This window comes from Nitrospira sp. CMX1 (genome assembly GCF_054902215.1).
The window spans coordinates 1-18,721 of record NZ_JBUBKD010000059.1 but is presented as its reverse complement, the minus strand read 5'-3'; the positions used below and the strand labels follow the sequence as shown (position 1 = coordinate 18,721).

Sequence of the window (18,721 nt, the reverse complement as noted above, 5' to 3'; positions counted from 1 at the left end):
GCCGACATGCCAGGACCAGAGCGGCTCGGCTGCAGGTGGAGATCGCGCGGCTCAATTATCTGGCACCACGGTTGCGTGAGACCGGTGGTGGAAGGGAACGGCAAAGCGGGGGGATCGGGGGCAAAGGGGCAGGTGAAACAAGTCTTGAACTCGACAAACGCCGCATTCGTGATCGCCTGAAAGAGCTCAAGTCAGAATTGGCGGCCATTGGGGATGAACACCATACGCGCAGGGCAAGACGGGAGAACGAATTGACGGTCGCGCTTGTCGGCTACACCAATGCCGGAAAATCTTCACTGATGCGGGCGATGACGGGAAGCGAGGTCCTTGTGGCGGATAAACTGTTTGCCACTCTCGATACAACGATCCGGCCACTCTATCCAGAAACACGTCCCAAGGTGCTCATGAGTGATACAGTGGGATTTATCAAGAAACTTCCGCATGACCTGGTGGCGTCGTTCAAGTCGACGCTCGATGAAGCGGCCTGCGCCTCACTGTTGTTGTTTGTCGTCGATGCCTCAGACTCTTCCTTTCGATCTCAACTCGACGTCACGCGAAAGGTGTTGGCCGAAGTGGGCGCCACGGACATTCCGAGTCTCTTGGTGCTGAATAAGCGAGATTGCCTTGTCCCAGAGGCTCTTGCCTCACTGAAGACTCAATATCCCGACGCTGTGTTCTTGTCTACAAGAAACCAGGACGATCTGACTGTTTTGCGCGAGCGCATTATGAGGCATTTTGAGCGCGAGATGATTGACGAGGAATTGCACCTTCCATTCACGGCTCAAACTGTCTTGGCCGAGATCCGCGCTCGGATGCGGATCTTGTCCGAAGACTATGATGCCGAAGGCATGACGATACGAGTGCGAGCGAGCCCCGAGAACCTAATGGTAATCAAGAAAAAGTTGGCACGATAGGCGTCGAATCTCACCATCGACCCACTGTGAGTTGGTTGTATGACTATTACCGAGCTTCCACCGATTGATCTGCCGACTCCGACGGGGCCGATGCGGACCTATCTCGTTCGTCCTACAGTGGAGGGGCGTTATCCTGGGCTGGTTCTCTATTCGGAGATTTTCCAGGTCACGGGACCTATCCGGCGCATGGCGACGATTCTGGCGAGTCATGGATTTGTGGTGGCGGTGCCGGAGATCTTCCACGAACTGGAGCCGGCGGGCACGGTGTTGGCTTATGAGGAGGCAGGTGCGGCACGCGGCAATCAACACAAAATCACCAAGACCCTCGCGAGTTACGACTGTGATGCGCGTGCGGCGCTGGACTATTTGGCTGCGTCCCCACATTGCACGGGCAAGTTGGGGGTGATCGGGATTTGCATCGGAGGTCATCTGGCATTCCGTGCGGCGATGCAGCCCGACGTGCTGGTCGCCGCCTGTTTCTATGCCACGGACATCCACAAACATAGCCTTGGCCAGGGGCTTTGTGACGACAGCCTGGACCGGGTCGGGGAGATACGGGGTGAGATTTTGATGATCTGGGGCAGACAGGATCCACATATTCCCCGTGAGGGACGGGCGATCATCTACCATGCGCTGAGTGATGCCGGGGTGCGGTTTCAGTGGCATGAGTTCAACGCCGCACATGCCTTTATGCGAGATGAAGGCCCACGCTATGATCCGGCTGCTGCGCGGATATGTTACAGCCTCGCGCTCGAACTCTTCCACCGTCGATTAGGTGAAGGCGGCAGGTAGGGACTGAGTTTGAGCTAGCGTCGAAGAAACCCAATCCAGCGCCACAGGTTCAATAGACTCGCAAGAGACGCGGCCAGATAGGTCAAGGCGGCGGCGGTGAGGATGCTACGAGCGCCTTGCTCATCGGCCGGTGACAGGTAGTTACCCTGTTTGAGAACGGGTAAAGCCCGTCTGAAGCTCGCGTCCCACTCGACCGGCAGAGTGACGAGGTGGACCAGTGTGGAAATCCCCATCGTCGCCAATCCAGCCATCAGGACGATCACGCTTGCGATCGGCGTGTGAGCCACGGCCCCTGCGATCGGAATCCCCATCATCAGGAGAGCTCCAACCTTCTCTGCTCCCTGCGCCACCCGCACCAGCTTGGTGCGTTCCGCTAACGGCTGGTATCCTAGATGATCTTGAATGGCATGCCCGACCTCATGGGCGGCAATCGTAATTGCGGTGAGGGATTTGCCATCCAGTATCGCGGGTGTCAGACGGACTGTTTTACTGACAGGATCGTAGTGGTCGCCGACCTGCGTCGGTTCCACAGTGATGTGGTGCAGGTCGAAGCGATTAAGCAGGTGCCGGGCCAATTCTCCTCCGGTTCCAGGAAAGTCTGGACGGGGCGCACTGTGCTTGGCAAACACGCGCCTGGTCCAGACTTGCGGTCCAACGACAACCGCCACCACAATGAGCAGGAGTAGAACCATGCGGACCATCTTGACCGATCACTCCCCTCTCTATGAATTGAACGACCCAACCAAGGTTTTTGACGCATCATGGCAGGGAAACGTCGTCACTTCCAATAGGCTACCACAAGTGAGGTGAAGAATCGGTACTCAGTTGGCGACGAGGCCGAACGTACGTCGCCTATGAACTACTCATTCTCATGAGTCAGTGTCTCTTGGTGATCGGATGGCTTTCCCCATTGAGGCTCGCTGGGGTATTCTCCCGTGATTCCAAAGTGGAGAGAAGCTGATGAACGCCCCCCTGCGCGGTGCTCACTGTAATCGTGATGCTGAAAATCGTGCGGAAGGCATCTTAGCGCTGATCGGGGAGAACCGGAGGTTCCTTATTTGTATGGAGCAGGGTATTCATTCTGTAACCCATCACCACGCGTGAGCGATGAACCACACGTATGACGTCATAGTGGTCGGCAGTGGACCGGCCGGAGCCTGTACGGCCTGGAGACTGGCGCAGACAGGTGTGCAGGTCGCCGTACTCGAGAAGGCTGTGCTGCCACGGTACAAGACCTGTGGCGGGGGAATTATCGGACGAGCCTGGCAATCGTTACCTGTCGACGTGCGGCATGTCATCGAGCAGGACTGTCATACAGCGCTCCTGAACATTGTCCCCAACGGGTTATCCTTCACCACGCAGAGACCGACCCCCATTGTCTCCATGACCATGCGCGATCAGTTTGATTACGCATTGCTCTCAGCTGCGCAAGCCGGTGGCGCTGTCGTGCACCAACGCTGTGCAGTCGAGGAGGTCTCATATCACGGCGACGGTGTCACGGTCTCTACCAAGATGGGCGAGATGAAGGCCAAGTTTGTTGTAGCCGCCGACGGTGCGCTTGGCACGACGGCACGCAGAGTCGGAATGGCGGACGGACGGGTTCTGATTCCGGCTTTGGAGTATGAAGTCACGGTGCCCCATGAGCTCTTGGATCGATCGTCTCGCGTAGCACGGTTTGATTTCGGTATCCTCCCTCATGGGTATGCCTGGGCGTTTCCGAAACGCCGACACCTCTCGATCGGTGTCCTGTCGATGGTTCAACGGGAAGGCGAGCTGAAGCGCGCAATCATGCAGTATCTCGATTTGCTGGGGTGTCGTGATGTGACCCACATTGAGCGTCATGGATTCGTCATTCCCGTTCGGCCGCGAAAGGGTCCGTTTATCAAGAACCGCGTACTGGTGGTAGGGGATGCGGCTGGATTTGCCGATCCTGTCACCGGAGAAGGGATTTCGTTCGCCCTTCGTAGTGGCCAACAGGCCGCGCAGTCTTTGCTTGAGGGGAAACTAGAAGAGAAGCCGGTTCAACAGGCCTATAGTCGCTCACTGGCGGAGTCCGTCCTTCCTGAACTGCGAGCCGGAGTCCTGTTGGCCCGATTATTGTATGACTTTCCTCGCCTCCGCTCATGGGCCTTTTCACAGCAGGGACAGCGTCTCTGCGAAGCGGTGGCGGATATCATGGCCGGGAGACGAAGCTATCGAGATCTGGCGCTCACGCCTCAAATAGTGTTCAAGCTCCTGGCTTCCCTCTGGAGTCGGAACCTGAGAGACCGATCCGCCTGAGTGACTGATGGCGACGCCGGATATGGCGTGGGTAGGCCTTCCCCCCCGGCATAGAGTGCGGTATTCTTCCGGCGGCAGGAAGTTCGGGAGGAGAGATGACTCGCAAGTCGTTCTGTTCTGTAGATGACCGTGGCAGGAGCACTGTGAGGCTCAGCGTACTCTGGTTGGCTAGCTTGGGGCTTGGGCTTTTGACCGGATGCAGTGAGACCTCGTTGACGGTGTCCCATGTCGATCAGGAACCGTTCACTGTCTATCAACAACTTGCCCGTCTGGACGTGACGTCGGATCGGTTATTCCAGGTGATCGCAGCGCAGTCGGATGCTGCGGGGTACAGTCGGCTCCTCGAAGCCCAGTCTGCTCTTTCTACCCCACTGACGTTGACTGAAACGGAACGCATTGAGCAATCATTTGTGCACTCGCTCAAAGTCATGCTCGTCGATCTTGCCCCCACGAACTTCTGGGAACAGCATCTCGCAGAATACTATGGCGCACGACTGTCTGGTGAAGAAGCACAGTCGCTGCTCGCAGGATACGGCGCCGAGAGTGTCTCGCCGTCGTCCACGTTACAGGACCTGCGTGAGTCGTTCACGAGAGACCGTTTGCCGGAGCTTTTGTCCATCGTTCGTGCGCGGTCTCAGATCTACCAGACCCCAAGTCACGCGATGGAACCGACGTTGCTGCCAGGCGACCATGTGATTGTGCATCAGGTCGCCTATCAGGCTGCGGAGCCCCAGCAGGGCGACGTTGTGGTCTACCGCTACCCGGATGAGAATGGAAAGCGGTTTCTCCATCGTGTGATCGGGCTTCCCGGTGATCAGATCGCGATTCGTGATCAAGTAGTGTACGTGAATGGTGAGGCCTTATCGGAGCCCTACGTGCGCCACTCCGACCGCTCCAGTATGGCGGGACATGTCCGTGACCATCTTCCACCGATCACCGTTCCTCTGGAGAGTTATTTCCTTTTGGGAGACAATCGGGAGGAAAGTTTAGACAGTCGCTTCCTGGGGCCGATCAACAAGCACCATGTGTTGGGACGGGTCCTCTTTATCTACTGGTCGGTGAACCCTGACACCCACGCTCCACGATGGGAACGGCTGAATCAACTGGTACGCTGACGGTGCGTTGAGTTGCAGCAAACAGACTGCTCCCTTCGCTCATGATCCACACGTTCTGATTGGAGCCCCCGCATGTTGGGAATCTGCGATCCACTGCTGGCAATCTGTTCGATGTTGCTCGGTGGCTCAGCCTCGTACGTCATTCTCAGCATTGCCGAACGGATGCGCGCCTCCGACGAGGGACCGGTCAGCGTTCGTTGGTTGTTCATCGGTGCGGTCGCAGCAGGTCTGGAGATCTGGGCCATTCACTTCATCGGGAATCTCGCGTTTTGTCCACCGGTTCCGGCAACTCAGAACTCCGTGCTCGCCATTCTGTCCCTGTTATCCGCCGGGACCACCGGAGCCGTCGCGGTCTATTTGATCAGCAGTCATGTCGAGGGGTGGATGCGGCTCGTCTCCGGAGGCATGCTGACGGGGGCCTGCATGACCCTCACACACGTAACCAGTATGATGGCGGTGCATCAGCAGATGGATTTGCATAACGCCGTGCTGTCCTTCGTCTTCTCTATCATGGGGATTGTTGCGCTCAGCGTCATTGTCATCGTGATCGGAGGATGGAATATTGTCTACGGTGGTTGGCGGGTTCCGGAAAAGGCAACTGCCATGGGGTGTGCGCTTGCCGGGACACATCTTATCGGGTTGATGCCGCTCTACGGTATGGTAGAGATCACGAGCCGTGTTCAGCCACCGACCATCGAAGTTGACCTGCTTGCCGTCGTCGCCGTGTCGCTGTCGACCCTTCTGGCCGTTATCGATCGGCAAGTCACTCAGGCCTCCAGTCTGGCGCGTGCGAGCCATGCGCGGTTGATCGAGGCCATTGAAAGCGTTCCGCAATGGTTTGCCTTGTTCGATGCGGACGATCGTCTGGTCATCTGTAATCACAAGTATAGAGATGTCATGTCTGGAATCGGGGCCCAAGTTCAGTCGGGGGAGTCGTTCGAATCGATCGCCCGCCGAACTGCCGAACGTGGCGATATCCCTGCCGCAATAGGGAATGTCGAACCCTGGATGCGATGGCGTCTTGACATGCATCGAAATCCTGGTGCGCCGTATCTTCAATATCGGTCCACTGGAGAGTGGATTCAAATCAATGAGCGGAGGACGCACGACGACGGGATCGTCTTTATCGCCACGGATATTACAGCCTTGAAAAATGCCGAACAGGCAGCTGAAGATGCAAAGGCGCGGCTGGCTGATTCCTTGGCGTTGGTCGAGGCCGCGAAAACCCGTATGCAAGAAGAACTGAATGTAGGCCGGGATATTCAGCGGAGCATGCTTCCACGTGTGTTCCCAGCGTTCCCCGATCGAAAGGAGATCGAGCTGTACGCGGTCCTCGAACCGGCTCTAGAGATCGGGGGCGACCTCTATGATTTTTTTTTGGTCGACGACCATCGGTTGTGTTTCGTCGTCGGCGATGTGTCGGGGAACGGGGTTCCCGCCGCGCTCTTCATGGCCATGACCAAGATCATGGTCAAGACGAGAGCGGCCTCTGATCCCTCACCCGCGAGTATCGTGACCCATGTGAACGACGCGCTGAGTGCGGAGAACGACTCCTGTATGTTTGTGACCCTCTACCTCGGTGTCCTGAATCTTCGCGATGGCACGCTTCTGACGACCAATGCGGGCCATAATCCTCCCTTGCTCAAACGACGAAATGGGGGCTTCGAATGGTTGACGGTCCAGGATGGGCCTCTCGTCGGTCCCATGCCGGGGATTACCTTTACGGAACACACGACCCGATTGGAACCGGGGGATGAGCTCTTCCTCTACACGGATGGAGTAACTGAAGCCGATAATCGGCGACGCGAGCTGTTCGGTAAGGATCGCTTAAAAGAGGTGTTGGACCACTCTCAAGCGATCTCAGTCGTGAGTCGTCTTGGGGAAGTCATGAGTGCGGTGAGGCGGTTTGCCGGAGATGCCCCACAGGCGGACGATATCACCATGCTGGGATTGCGATATCAAGGCGTGGTTCCGTCTCAGGTAAACACGAGGGTGTTTCGACAAACGATGCCGAACCAATTGGCGGCCATTCCTGTCTTGCAGACGGCATTTGAAGACTACGTTGCACAATGGGTCGAGGTGACCCCGCTGATTCCCACGCTGAATATGGCATTGGACGATTTACTCAATAACGTCGTGCAGTACGCATTTCCAAACGATCCACATGAACATCTCATTGAGGTCGAAGGCGAGGTGCGCGATGCGTGTGTGGTGCTCATGATTACGGATGACGGCATTCCCTTCAATCCCTTGACTGCGGCCCATCCTGACCTGTCTCTATTGCTTCATGAACGTGAGATCGGTGGTTTAGGGATTCATCTGGTCCGATCCATGTTTGACGAGGTGACATACCATCGTAATGTCGGACACAATGTCTTGATGCTGAAGAAGAAACTCGTCTCTGCGGAGATTCCTGCGAGCCGTGAGACTGAGGCGACCGTGGCCAGCCCGTTCGAAATCAGACAGGCCCCATCCCAAGCACATCAGGACAGAGTGGGAGGAAGGGCTTACGTTGAGTCACATCAGAGTGGTGGTGCCGTAATTGTGACTCCACGAAACCGCTTCGATACGACCAGCGCCCCAGAGGTTGAACAGATATTGATGGATTACATCGAGCGTGGAGCGCGACGGATGGTGTTGGATCTCTCCGCGATTTCGTACATGTCTTCAATCGGATTGCGGGTCATCCTGAAAGCGGTTCGAACAATGACACGGGCAGGTGGAAATATGGTGCTTGTCGGAGGGACTCCACATGTGAAGACTGTGCTGCAATTGAGTGGAGCGCTGATGATGGGACTCCATGCTTCTACACTGGAAGAAGCTATGTCGAGGTTAGAAGAGGCAGGCTAGCCATGTGCGCAACTGATCCGGTTGGCGGAGTGGGTTTTTGCGATCGTCCTAGTAGAATCACGACGGTATCGCTGGTAGTATGACCGTCGGTCGTGCGTGGACTGACTCACGTTGGAGTGCCGATCCTGAGGAGCATGCATGACTGAGCGACTGAGGGAAACGTGTCGTGAGGCCTCAGCTGTGCAAGTTGGACTGCGGAGCAACCCTTCACTAGCATAAGGAGCCGACGATGGACCAAGGAACTCGACATACGTTGACGGTCGCCTCTCGCGAGGATGCTGGCATCACCTTCGTCAAGATGCAGGGTAGCTTGTCTGCCACCACCGCTGAGCAGGGTAACAAGGAGATGAAAAAAATCGTAGACGCCGGTGCGCGAAAAGTCATCCTGAACTTGGCCGATATCGACTATATCAGCAGCGGAGGGATCCGGGTCCTCATCCTGACGTCGAAAGAGCTGAGCGCCGTTCAAGGAAAGATGAAGATCGCCGCAGCGAGAGGGATGGTCAAGGAAGCACTGGAGGCGAGTGGATTCCATCTCCTGAACCGTGTGTACGGAAGCACCATCGAACTGTGTAACACGGAAGAAGAGGCAGTCGCTGCATTTCGAGGCTAGATGTCTCTGCCCCTGAGTTCCCCAGGACAAGACAAGTTGTTCTCATAATTGCAGTTGAGTGAGACGTGCGATCTTCAGAGGCCGATGCGCCGACCTTGGCCAAGGTAACGAATCATCTCGGATGATTCCTATCACCGGTTTTTTTATCGAACACCTCTCGTCAATCTGGCCTCACCAAGGGGAACGGTTACCTACTATTGTGACCGAGATCCTGCCGGATCTGCATGTGCACTGAATAGTCATTCGAACCCTGTCGTGTCTGTTCAGATCATGGACCACCTCGGATAGCGGGGTGGTCCATGACTTTTTGGCTTCATGAAGAAGTTTTCATCTTCACCTAATGCTGTTTTCATGTTCCAGGATTATAACCATACACCGAAGGCGGTGGATAGATGAGTCGATGTGGTCAGGATGCTCAGATCAATGATTCCCGCATCTCGCACAAGGAGGATGCATTATGAAAGATGTGACGAAGGGAGTGAGTCTTTCTCCAGCCATTCTTTCTACGCCATTCAAGCAGGAGCCGACACGGTTGTCCCCGAATCATCTCTTGGAATTGGTGACCCGATTGTGCCTCTTCAAGGCTGAGCGTTGGGGGCGCAGGGCGCTCTTTTATGAGAAACATCGCGACTATTTCCCGCGCTTGTCGGTCGGTCAATTTGTGAGCCGGTGTCGTGCATTGGAAGCGAAGTACCGAGCCCTGGCTCAGGTGATATTCCTCATCCCGGCGGATGAGCGTTTGGTTCCTGCACGTGCCTTGGAGTTGAGACGGCTCTAGCCCGCATGATTCATGAACGGTTCGTGACACTGTTCGGGTGGAATTGCTGCTCCGTTCCACCCGAGGTACCTCTTTCGATGATGTGAAAAATGAGGACTATGGAGATTCAGCAGTAGTCCGATCATCCTGTCAATTCCTTCCGACATGAATACCCTGTAGCGATTGATGTGTTTGGCGTACGTCTTCTCCGATGAATGTGCAGAGAGCGTTCTGTGCGTCGATCGATCACGGAATGCTCGTCCGATGTCATGCATGAGCATCTGCCGCCGTATCTTGCGCTAGCCGCCCTCTTCCACGTACCATCGCATTCGAAAAACTGATTCCGGTTTCCTCGCAACAACTCTCAATCCATTCCCTGAATGAAAGGTGTCGGCATCCGTATGAAACAGAACCAATCGTCAGCGTCCACGAGCCCAAATGCTACGGGCTTCTCACCAGGATTCGCGTCACTTGGGCTTGAAGCGCCACTGCTTACGACGCTGGAAACGCTCGGCTATGAAGAACCGACCCCGATTCAACGTGAGGCCATTCCCCCGCTCCTTGCCGGTAGGGATCTGCTGGGACAAGCCGCCACCGGTACGGGCAAGACAGCGGCGTTTGCCTTACCACTTCTACAGCAACTTGGGCATGGGATCACGGCGCGTCCCGCAACCCTCGTTCTCGTTCCGACCCGCGAATTAGCGATCCAAGTCGGAGAAGCGGTCCAGCGCTATGGGAAAGAACTGCGAACGAGCGTGCTCACGCTGTACGGAGGACAGCCTTTCGGACCGCAATTGTATGCGCTGAAGCGAGGGGTCGATGTCGTTGTGGCGACACCAGGACGAGCGCTCGATCATATCCGGCGTGGTACGCTACGCCTACAGGCGGTGAAACTCGTGGTGCTGGATGAAGCCGACGAAATGCTCGATATGGGGTTTGCCGACGACCTCGATGCGATTTTGGAGCAGACGCCGAAAACCAGACAGACCGCGCTATTTTCCGCGACGATGCCCCCGAGAATTCGTTCGATCGCCCATCGACACCTCAGGAATCCGGCCGAGATTACGATCGCGAAGGAACCGGTCAAGGCAGGGACGACCCCCCGCGTTCAGCAAACGGCTTATATCGTGGCGCGATCGCATCGAGGAGCAGCGCTTGCCCGAGTGATCGAGATGGCCGACGCCAAATCCGCCCTGGTATTTTGTCGCACGAGACTGGAGGTCGACGACGTGACGACCATGCTGATCGGCCGCGGTCAACGGGCTGAGGCTATTCATGGCGGGATGAGTCAGGGACAACGTGACCGCGTCATGCAGGCCTTTAAGTCCGGCCAAACGTCGTTGCTGGTGGCCACCGACGTCGCGGCACGTGGCCTGGATATTCCGCACGTCTCGCATGTGATCAACTATGATCTGCCGGCTTCTGCTGAAGTCTATGTGCATCGCATTGGACGAACCGGCCGCGCCGGTCGGGAAGGGACCGCCATGACCATTCTTGATCCGCGAGAGCAGCGGCTCCTGCGATCGATCGAGCAGCATACCAAAGCCCGTGTCAACGTGCTTCCAATCCCTTCCGTGGCCGATCTTCGAGCGAAACAATTGGATCGCCTACAAGGAGCGGTGGTCGAGGCGTTGCAGCAGGGAGGGTTGGAGGTGTGCAGGCAACTCGTTGAGCGATTGTCCTCTCATACTGCGGTTGACGTGGCCGCCGCGGCGCTCAAATTGCTGGTGCGTGCGCAGGGCGGGGAGCGTACGGAACAGGAGATTCCAGGCATTCCTGTCAGACCGCCTGAGGTTCGAAGGCCGATGCAGGATGGTGCACGCACTGGTGGTCGTCCCAAACGGGGATCGGCAGGGGCTGAGCGTCGGCCGACGGGAAGACCCCTCGATGCGGGACGGAGAGCGGGGATGGCACGCGTATATGTTGGGGCAGGACAAGCGGCAGGCATCCGCCCTGGGGATCTCGTTGGTGCCATTGCCAATGAGGCAAAGATCAATTCTGCCATGATCGGTGCCATCGAGATTGAAGAGCGGTTTTCCATCGTGGATGTTCCGGAAGCGCTGGCCCCACGTATTATCCAACTGCTCAGCCGCGCACGGATCAAGGGACGAAAAGTTCCTGTGCGAATCTTTCACGACTGACGGAGTTGGAGAGTGAATAGGTCTCCAATGTGTGTCGTGATGGGAAGCCACGCATCAATAGTCTCTATCGTTCTCATGCCGAACTAGAGCGAGGGCTATGACGTGATCGATTCCGTATGGAGATCAGGCACGAGACGTTCTCAGGGGAGCTGGTTGTGTTCAAGGCGGCGGTCTTGTTGCGCGTGGAGGAGTGCGGCCGCCATCATACCGATGTGCCGGCCCACAAATCTTTGCACCCTTCTGCTGTAACCTGTTGACACGGCAATGGAACCCGCACCACCTGTCGGTCCAGCCATGAAGGATCCTCCTCCCGTTGTCCCTGCCACGGTCAGGGTTCCTGAGATTACGGTCAAAGCCGTGGTACTGTCGGTCGTCCTCGCCGCAGTCCTGGCTGCTGCCAATGCATACTTGGGACTCTTTGCGGGAATGACGGTGTCTGCCTCTATTCCGGCGGCTGTGGCCTCTATGGCAATACTCCGATTGTTTCGTGACTCGAACATTCTCGAAAACAATATCGTTCAAACCGCGGCATCATCGGGCGAAGCGCTGGCGGCCGGTGTGATCTTCACCATTCCCGCACTCCTGTTAGTCGGGTATTGGACCGAGTTCAATTACTGGCAGACGGTCCTCATTGCCACGGTCGGTGGAGTACTCGGGGTGCTCTTTACCATTCCCTTGCGACGAGCGCTGATTGTCACTGCACGATTGCGGTTTCCCGAAGGAGTAGCGACGGCTGAAGTCCTCAAGATCGGCACGGCTCAACCGAGCGCGGCAGGCTCCACGGAATCGTGGGGGAATTCTTGGGCACTCTTCTCAGCCGCAATGCTCGGTGGCCTGGTGAAGTTCGGCGAGAGCGGCCTGCGATTGTGGACAGAATCGTTGGAAGGGGCAGCGCAAGTCGGGCGCACGGTGTTCTACGCAGGACTCAATCTTTCGTCGGCGCTGCTTGCGGTCGGCTTCATCATCGGTCTCGAGACGGCCGCGGTGGTCTTTCTCGGAGGAATCATCGGATGGGTGATCCTGATGCCCGCGTACGGACTCATCCATGGGCTGCCGCCTGATCGGACAGGACTGGCGGCGGCGATATCGATCTGGAGCGGACAGATTCGGTACGTCGGCATCGGAGCCATGCTGACCGGAGGGTTGTGGACGCTCACGAACCTGCGTGAGCCGGTCTGGAAAAGTCTCCAGACGCTCAGAGCAAGTTATCGAGCATCCGGAGTAGAGGAAGACAGGGGGGAATTGTTACGGACAGAACAGGATGCATCGTTCCTGTGGATCGTCGTGCCGTTCGTCCTGTCGCTCCTGCCAATGGCCTGGATCTATTCGACGGTCGTGGGCAGTCCCCTTCTCGCTGTACTGATGACGATCGTGATGGCGCTGGCCGCCTTTCTCTTCTCGTCGGTCGCCGCGTATATGGCGGGGATGGTCGGAAGTTCCAGCAACCCCGTCTCGGGCGTAACGATCGCCACCATTATGCTCGCCGCTCTGTTGCTCGTGCTCTTCATGGGAGCCGGGAATCCGGCGGGACCGGCTGCCGCGTTGGTGATCGGAACAGTCGTCTGCTGCGCCGCCGCGATGGGCGGAGACAATCTCCAAGATCTCAAGACCGGTCATCTCGTCGGAGCGACGCCGTGGAAGCAACAAGTCATGCAAGTCATTGGGGTTCTAACTGGCGCGCTGGTACTCGTACCAGTCCTCTCGCTTTTACAAGCGAAATATGGAATCGGAGAACCGACGAGTAGTCATCCCCATCCGCTCAGCGCGCCACAGGCCACGTTGATGGCCGGTCTGACGCGAAGCGTGTTCGGCGCGGGCTTGCCCTGGCCTCTCGTGGGGCTGGGAGCGGTGATCGGAGTATTGATCATTCTGGCGGATCGACGGCAAGAACTACGTGGCGGTACCATGCGGTTCCCGGTGCTGGCCGTGGCGCTTGGGATCTACTTGCCTATGAAACTTTCGGCGGCTATTTTTTTAGGCGGTGTGATTGCAGCTTCGGTCAGGAAGCGAACGGGCGGAGGGCATGAGCCGTCGCAGCGGGGGTTGCTCTTTGCCGCCGGGCTGATCACCGGTGAAGCCTTGATGGGAATCGTACTGGCGATGCCGATCGCGCTCGCCGCCCTATGGTCAGACTTCAGCGCCGATCCATTTACGCTGTTTGCCGTTCCGCCGTTCGACGGGTGGCCGGGCTTGGCTATGATGGTTCTGGTGGGTACGTTGCTGTATCGCGTCGCGAGAAGGACTGTGCCTAAGATGTCTTCTCTATGATGAGGGGTTCAGAGATGGAATAGAACGACACTGCATGATCCCAGCATACTCAGGACATCTGTGCCCCCGCTTTTCTCTACGGTTCTTAACGTCTAACCACACTTGGGCAGGCCTGGGCGGTGTGTCCTCCGAGAAAATACAACACCGCGTTGGTATCGAGCAGAAAGCGGGCAGGCGTTACGTCCATTCGTCTCGCAGCTGGCGTTGATAGACGACAGGATCACTGTTCAAGAGTATCGCGCCGGCATAAGGCCGGAGTTTGCTGCTGTCGGTGCCATGGGATTGACTCAGTACGGCACGTTCCAGTTCGAGCCATTCGTGATAGGGGATCACGACGCCCACAGGTTGGCCGTTGTCGTCAGTCATGATCTGTTTGTGAATCGATCCCAGGGGCATCATGTCGACACTCTATCTGAATCGGTGTCCAGTGTAAATGAGAAGGTATGTTCGGAACAAGCGACGAGCAAGAAAGGAGATTCCCCGATGAAGACATTGATCATGACCGTCATGGGAGATGGTGGCGACTGTCGCTGTCGCGGGGACGAACCAAATTATAAAGAGGAGTTGAAATTTACCTGCGAAGGGACCGGAAACAATGACGGGTTCAATGCGCTAGTTGAGAACACAAAGACTAACGAATGGAAGTGCACGGTGACGGTCTGAACGAATTCTCCAAGGAAGCATTACGTATCTTAAGCGACCTGTGCATGGCCGTGGTGGTAAGCAGAACATGGGTGGTGAGGCTGGGCTGACGAAGAATCTGCAGTGCCAGGGGACAAGCGTCGACTGTAAACTAACAAAGCGTAACTAGCTCAGATTGAGGCTAACTGACAACCGGTCGTCAGCAGGAATTCCAGCGGCGTTGAGGAGGTTGCATCGTACGATGCGGGAGTGGGAGTTGCCTTCTGGGTGAACCGCACTTCCTAAAGTACGGTGGCTTTGGTATGCTCTTTTTCATCTTCGTGAAAAGTGCTGACGGACTCGTCTGGAGGGAATGATGAAGATCTCCACCCGGTTCTTTGAAATGTTCCGCACGATCGGCCATCTGTGGGCTGACCTTCCGTTATTGTTTCGATTGCTCAACGCGTGGAAGCAAGGCAGCTACAGAGGGCTCTCGGTGCGTACCGTCGCATCAATTGCGGTGGCCATTCTCTATATCTTGAGTCCAGTTGATGCGATACCCGACTTCATCCCGGGAATCGGACTGATCGATGATGCGGCGATACTGGCGTTGCTGCTCCATAGTCTCGCGCCGGATCTTGCCGCGTTTCGTCTGTGGGAGCAGAATCGCGGGAGTCGATGATCGTCATTCGCCACGCCGTTTGGCCTTTGCGGTCGGCGCGGCATTCAAGGGATCCTCCGGCCAATGGTGCTTGGGATAGCGGCCTCGTAATTCCTTCCGGACATCGTGATAGGCTCTCGCCCAGAATCCCGCCAGGTCTTGTGTGACCTGGACCGGTCGTTTGGCTGGTGAGAGCAGGTGTAGCATCACAGGAACAGTTCCACCGACTACTCGCGGTGTCTCCTGACAGCCGAACATCTCTTGTAAGCGAACCTCGAGCACCGGCGACTCGGACGGGCTGTAATCGAGACGAAGGCGGGAACCGCTCGGCACCGTGACATGTGTCGGAGCCAGCAGATCAAGGAGTTTGTGTTGTTTGTAGGTGAGCATGGCGTACAATGGGGCGCTCAGATCCAGCCTGGTCACGGCGCTGAGGGTAGTCATGCTTGATACAAATGGACCGAGCCACGTCTCCAATGTCTGCAACAACGTTTCCTCTGAAAGGTCCGGCCATTCTGAATCGGACCCTTCGAGCTGTTTCAGCCAGGCGATGCGAATTCGCCATTGTGTCAGTTCCGGCGTAAAGTTGAGTATCCGCAGCCCGGCCTCATAAATACCCCGGAGGAGGGCAGTCGTGACGAGCTGCTGGTCCGGGTTTGAAAGCGCCTCTTCCGCAAGTACAACCGCCCCAAGCCGACGGCGACGCGATGCTCGAACCGCCCCAAGCCGAGCATCCCACTTCACCGATTCTTCAGTCGTCATTTGATCGCCATACAAGGATTCGATCTCCTGTCCGGTGAGAGGTGCTGCCAGGTTGATTCTGGCCCATTGACCTCCGCCCTCCACATCGGCCATGACGAGGAAGGGTTCCTTGGCGAGTGGATCTGGTTTCATGAATTGAGCCCCTTGACCGTTGACAAGTCGGTACCTCGCTTCTTCACCCGGCAATCGTTGTGCAATCCGATCCGGATAGGCTAAGGCAAGCAGCACTCCTGCCGCTTGTGAATGGTCGGAAGTTGGATCCACCTTCTCATCTTTTGACCTGCCTAATTGTCGTCTCCACAGATCTGCCGTTCTCGATACTCGTTCCACTGTTCCACGCCGTACAGCAAATCCCCGCGAATCAGCCGGTCGTCGTAAGAGATCCAGTCTGACCCGTAGATCAGCAGTGTGGGATTCTTGTGCCCCATCCAAGAGATCGCGCTCACTTAACACTGCGGCCATGGCGCAGGCCTGATCGGTAAGCTGAAGCGGACGGGAACAGAGCAGCATGTGTGCCAGCCGTGGGTGGATGGCCAATTCGGCCATCTGCTGTCCGTGTGTCGTGAGACGTCCAGCAGACGTGAGCGCCCCGAGTTGCACAAGCAAGGTCTTGGCTTGAGCGACCGACCCGGCTGGCGGGGGAGTGAGCCAGGACAATTCTGCGGGATCGTGCGTGCCCCATTGGGCAAGATCGAGCATCAGCGAGGTCAGATCGGCTTCGAGGATTTCTGGTTGGCGATGTGCGGTCAATGTCGCGTGCTCTTTTTCAGTCCATAGTCTGTAGCAGACGCCAGGGGCAAGTCGTCCGGCACGGCCACGGCGTTGCTCGGCAGAATCTCGCGTCACGCGAACGGTCTCCAACCGAGTCAGACCCGTGCGTGGGTCGAATCGTGGAAGACGGAGCCGGCCTGCATCGATCACCACATGCACACCGTCGATCGTCAGGCTGGTTTCGGCAATGGACGTCGCCAATACGATTTTTCTTCTTCCGGGACCAGCAGGTCGAATGGCCAGGTCTTGCATGGTCTGCGGAAGATCACCGTGCAGCGGGGCGATCACCACAGACGAACCAAGCTTGGCGTCGACCAGTATGTGCTCCAGCCGTCGGATCTCAGCCATACCGGGAAGAAAGACCAGGAGGCTCCCATCATCCTTCGCGAGCGATTGTCGAATGACTCCAGCCGCAGCAAGGTCAAGTCGTCCCGTCAACGGCTGCTCAAGGTATCGTGTTTCGACCGGGAACATGCGGCCTTCGCAGGTGACTTGCGACGCACGGCCTAAGAGTTCGCTCACAGAACCGCCGTCCAAGGTGGCGGACATCACAAGAATACGGAGATCTCGACGAAAGATCCGTTGTGTTTCCAGGCAGAGGGCCAAGCCTACATCGGCCTGCAGACTCCGCTCGTGAAATTCGTCGAAGATCACCATGCCGTACTCGTTCAGTGAGGGATCCTGTTGCAGGAGTCGGGTAAGGACTCCTTCCGTGACCACTTCGATGTGTGTCGACGGTCCGACCTTGGTTTCAAATCGCATTCGATAGCCGACGGTTTTCCCAACTTGTTCTTGCAGCAGCGCGGCCATGTAATGGGCTGCGCCTCGAGCAGCCAGGCGTCGAGGCTCAAGCACTAAGAGCTTCTTATTTGACAACCAGGGGGCCTCCAGGAGTGCAAGCGGGATGCGGGTGGTTTTCCCGGAGCCGGGAGGAGCGGTCAGGACCGCATTTGTTTCGGCTGCGAGTATGTGCCGGATAGACGGCAGGACATCTTCTATTGGAAGTGTCGACATGACGTGATAGGGTCAGCAGTCGCTGATTAAGGAGACTGTACCAAAAACAGACGGTGAGAAGAAATGTCCCCCTGTCGTAAGGAGCAAAAAACGCACAGATGACACACTATCGTTGGAGAAGTGAGATGCCGACTCGATCCGGCTGGTACTGGTTTCGTGGAGAGTCGCATATAGCCGAACCATTTATCGTGCTGGTGGATGAGGCCGGTCAGTTTCAGTGGCCGGACGGTGGTTTTCAAGAGGTGGCATTAGCCCATGGAGAATGGGCCGGTCCGATCGAACAACCAGAAGACTAGCGGTCTGCTGAAAACCTCGGTTTGTGTGCTTCGATAGGCTCAGCACGAACGGAAAACCCCAGTACTTTCAATAACCTCTCCGTTCGTGCTGAGGCTCTTGAAGGATGAAAGGAGGGGTTTTCAGCAGACTGCTAGCGCACGCGCACGAGTGCGTTTGGTTGGTGAACGCTGTCGTCATTCGACAGTCTGTATTCTCTTGCCGTAGGACTACGATATATGCCTGCCGATCTTGGCCTCCCGATTACGACGACGATCCCGCAGCGCATGGATCGGCTACCCTGGTCACGCTGGCATTGGTTGGTCGTTGGAGCGCTTGGAGTGACCTGGTTGCTCGATGGACTTGAAGTATCCATTGTCGCCGCACTTGGCCCGGTTTTAACCCATCCTGACGCCTTACATTTCTCACAATCCGACGTAGGACTGACGGCTTCCGCCTACTTGGCAGGATCGGTCGTTGGGGCGTTGGTCTTTTCCTATCTCACCGACTGCCAAGGACGAAAGAAATGGTTCATGATCACCTTGGCACTCTATCTCACGGCGACCGTGCTGACGGCATTGTCTTGGGACTTGATGAGCTTCATGTTCTTCCGATTTCTGACCGGCGCCGGGATAGGCGGGGAGTATGCCGCGATCAATTCGGCCATCGATGAGTTAATTCCCGCGCGAAGTCGTGGACATACCGATCTGGCAATCAACGGGACCTGGTGGGTCGGCTCAGCGGCTGGTGCTCTGCTGACGTTGTTGTTACTGAATCCTGCCATCGTTCCTGAATCGATCGGCTGGCGACTGTGCTTTGTGTTCGGTGCTGTGCTGGGAGTGGCGATCATCATCGTTCGGCGTGTGATTCCCGAAAGCCCACGGTGGCT

At 56.8% G+C, this 18,721-nt stretch carries 17 protein-coding genes; 13 read left to right on the top strand and 4 right to left on the bottom strand.

Annotated features, from left to right (window positions below; translation table 11 throughout):
- Positions 1–914 (top strand): GTPase HflX (gene hflX / locus ACYX34_RS14500; protein ID WP_462077284.1); only part of this gene is annotated, 914 nt, incomplete at its 5' end.
- Between the two features lie 39 nt (positions 915–953).
- Positions 954–1,706: a dienelactone hydrolase family protein gene (locus ACYX34_RS14495; RefSeq protein ID WP_462077283.1), complete on the top strand. Its 753-nt coding sequence runs from the start codon at positions 954–956 to the stop codon at positions 1,704–1,706.
- A gap of 14 nt (positions 1,707–1,720) precedes the next feature.
- Here the strand turns inward: ACYX34_RS14495 and ACYX34_RS14490 are convergent, their stop codons facing one another.
- Positions 1,721–2,407, bottom strand: a complete 687-nt coding sequence (locus ACYX34_RS14490) for a zinc metallopeptidase (RefSeq protein WP_462077282.1) — start codon at positions 2,405–2,407, stop codon at positions 1,721–1,723.
- A gap of 406 nt (positions 2,408–2,813) precedes the next feature.
- Here ACYX34_RS14490 and ACYX34_RS14485 point away from each other — a divergent pair, with 406 nt between their 5' ends.
- The 6 genes from ACYX34_RS14485 (at position 2,814) to ACYX34_RS14460 (ending at position 11,462) form a co-directional block, all read left to right on the top strand.
- Positions 2,814–3,986 (top strand): geranylgeranyl reductase family protein, encoded by a 1,173-nt coding sequence (locus ACYX34_RS14485; protein ID WP_462077281.1) that lies wholly within the window; start codon positions 2,814–2,816, stop codon positions 3,984–3,986.
- Between the two features lie 143 nt (positions 3,987–4,129).
- Positions 4,130–5,101: a signal peptidase I gene (gene lepB / locus ACYX34_RS14480; RefSeq protein WP_462077280.1), complete on the top strand. Its 972-nt coding sequence runs from the start codon at positions 4,130–4,132 to the stop codon at positions 5,099–5,101.
- Positions 5,102–5,173: 72 nt separating this feature from the next.
- Entirely contained in the window at positions 5,174–7,951 is a 2,778-nt protein-coding gene (locus ACYX34_RS14475) for an anti-sigma factor antagonist (protein WP_462077279.1), read from the top strand.
- A gap of 229 nt (positions 7,952–8,180) precedes the next feature.
- Positions 8,181–8,564 (top strand): STAS domain-containing protein, encoded by a 384-nt coding sequence (locus tag ACYX34_RS14470; RefSeq protein ID WP_462077278.1) that lies wholly within the window; start codon positions 8,181–8,183, stop codon positions 8,562–8,564.
- Between the two features lie 457 nt (positions 8,565–9,021).
- The gene (locus ACYX34_RS14465) at positions 9,022–9,342 is read left to right on the top strand and encodes a hypothetical protein (protein WP_462077277.1); all 321 of its coding nucleotides are present in this window, start codon (positions 9,022–9,024) and stop codon (positions 9,340–9,342) included.
- Positions 9,343–9,722: 380 nt separating this feature from the next.
- Complete coding sequence (locus ACYX34_RS14460; protein ID WP_462077276.1) at positions 9,723–11,462, top strand: DEAD/DEAH box helicase; 1,740 nt, start codon at positions 9,723–9,725, stop codon at positions 11,460–11,462.
- 140 nt (positions 11,463–11,602) lie between these two features.
- Here the strand turns inward: ACYX34_RS14460 and ACYX34_RS14455 are convergent, their stop codons facing one another.
- The gene (locus ACYX34_RS14455; RefSeq protein WP_462077275.1) at positions 11,603–11,758 is read right to left on the bottom strand and encodes a hypothetical protein; all 156 of its coding nucleotides are present in this window, start codon (positions 11,756–11,758) and stop codon (positions 11,603–11,605) included.
- Between ACYX34_RS14455 and ACYX34_RS14450 the strand changes: the two genes are divergently transcribed.
- Positions 11,757–13,730 carry an OPT family oligopeptide transporter gene (locus ACYX34_RS14450; RefSeq protein WP_462077274.1) on the top strand — a complete coding sequence of 658 codons (1,974 nt, stop codon included), beginning with the start codon at positions 11,757–11,759 and terminating at the stop codon, positions 13,728–13,730. The two genes, ACYX34_RS14455 and ACYX34_RS14450, sit on opposite strands and share 2 nt — an antisense overlap.
- Before the next feature lie 177 nt (positions 13,731–13,907).
- Here the strand turns inward: ACYX34_RS14450 and ACYX34_RS14445 are convergent, their stop codons facing one another.
- Complete coding sequence (locus tag ACYX34_RS14445) at positions 13,908–14,096, bottom strand: hypothetical protein (protein WP_462077273.1); 189 nt, start codon at positions 14,094–14,096, stop codon at positions 13,908–13,910.
- 117 nt (positions 14,097–14,213) lie between these two features.
- On the opposite strand from ACYX34_RS14445, the gene ACYX34_RS14440 reads away from it, so the two are divergent.
- Positions 14,214–14,393, top strand: coding sequence for a hypothetical protein (locus ACYX34_RS14440; RefSeq protein WP_462077272.1), 180 nt, complete (start codon positions 14,214–14,216; stop codon positions 14,391–14,393).
- A gap of 331 nt (positions 14,394–14,724) precedes the next feature.
- A complete protein-coding gene (locus tag ACYX34_RS14435) occupies positions 14,725–15,033 on the top strand; it encodes a YkvA family protein (protein WP_462077271.1) in 309 nt (102 codons plus the stop codon).
- A gap of 3 nt (positions 15,034–15,036) precedes the next feature.
- Here ACYX34_RS14435 and hrpB read toward each other — a convergent pair whose 3' ends face one another.
- Positions 15,037–17,559 carry an ATP-dependent helicase HrpB gene (hrpB, locus tag ACYX34_RS14430; protein WP_462077270.1) on the bottom strand — a complete coding sequence of 841 codons (2,523 nt, stop codon included), beginning with the start codon at positions 17,557–17,559 and terminating at the stop codon, positions 15,037–15,039.
- Positions 17,560–17,684: 125 nt separating this feature from the next.
- Here hrpB and ACYX34_RS14425 point away from each other — a divergent pair, with 125 nt between their 5' ends.
- Together ACYX34_RS14425 and ACYX34_RS14420 are read left to right on the top strand one after the other, a co-directional pair.
- Positions 17,685–17,855, top strand: coding sequence for a hypothetical protein (locus tag ACYX34_RS14425; RefSeq protein ID WP_462077269.1), 171 nt, complete (start codon positions 17,685–17,687; stop codon positions 17,853–17,855).
- A 216-nt stretch (positions 17,856–18,071) separates the two neighbouring features.
- Positions 18,072–18,721 (top strand): MFS transporter (locus ACYX34_RS14420; RefSeq protein ID WP_462077268.1); only part of this gene is annotated, 650 nt, incomplete at its 3' end.

Coding starts and splice junctions, on each gene's coding strand:
- ACYX34_RS14495 (WP_462077283.1), top strand. CDS start 954: ATGACTATTACCGAGCTTCCACCGATTGATCTGCCGACTCCGACGGGG.
- ACYX34_RS14490 (WP_462077282.1), bottom strand. CDS start 2,407: ATGGTCCGCATGGTTCTACTCCTGCTCATTGTGGTGGCGGTTGTCGTT.
- ACYX34_RS14485 (WP_462077281.1), top strand. CDS start 2,814: ATGAACCACACGTATGACGTCATAGTGGTCGGCAGTGGACCGGCCGGA.
- ACYX34_RS14475 (WP_462077279.1), top strand. CDS start 5,174: ATGTTGGGAATCTGCGATCCACTGCTGGCAATCTGTTCGATGTTGCTC.
- ACYX34_RS14470 (WP_462077278.1), top strand. CDS start 8,181: ATGGACCAAGGAACTCGACATACGTTGACGGTCGCCTCTCGCGAGGAT.
- ACYX34_RS14465 (WP_462077277.1), top strand. CDS start 9,022: ATGAAAGATGTGACGAAGGGAGTGAGTCTTTCTCCAGCCATTCTTTCT.
- ACYX34_RS14460 (WP_462077276.1), top strand. CDS start 9,723: ATGAAACAGAACCAATCGTCAGCGTCCACGAGCCCAAATGCTACGGGC.
- ACYX34_RS14450 (WP_462077274.1), top strand. CDS start 11,757: ATGAAGGATCCTCCTCCCGTTGTCCCTGCCACGGTCAGGGTTCCTGAG.
- ACYX34_RS14455 (WP_462077275.1), bottom strand. CDS start 11,758: ATGGCTGGACCGACAGGTGGTGCGGGTTCCATTGCCGTGTCAACAGGT.
- ACYX34_RS14445 (WP_462077273.1), bottom strand. CDS start 14,096: ATGACTGACGACAACGGCCAACCTGTGGGCGTCGTGATCCCCTATCAC.
- ACYX34_RS14440 (WP_462077272.1), top strand. CDS start 14,214: ATGAAGACATTGATCATGACCGTCATGGGAGATGGTGGCGACTGTCGC.
- ACYX34_RS14435 (WP_462077271.1), top strand. CDS start 14,725: ATGATGAAGATCTCCACCCGGTTCTTTGAAATGTTCCGCACGATCGGC.
- hrpB (WP_462077270.1), bottom strand. CDS start 17,559: ATGTCGACACTTCCAATAGAAGATGTCCTGCCGTCTATCCGGCACATA.
- ACYX34_RS14425 (WP_462077269.1), top strand. CDS start 17,685: ATGCCGACTCGATCCGGCTGGTACTGGTTTCGTGGAGAGTCGCATATA.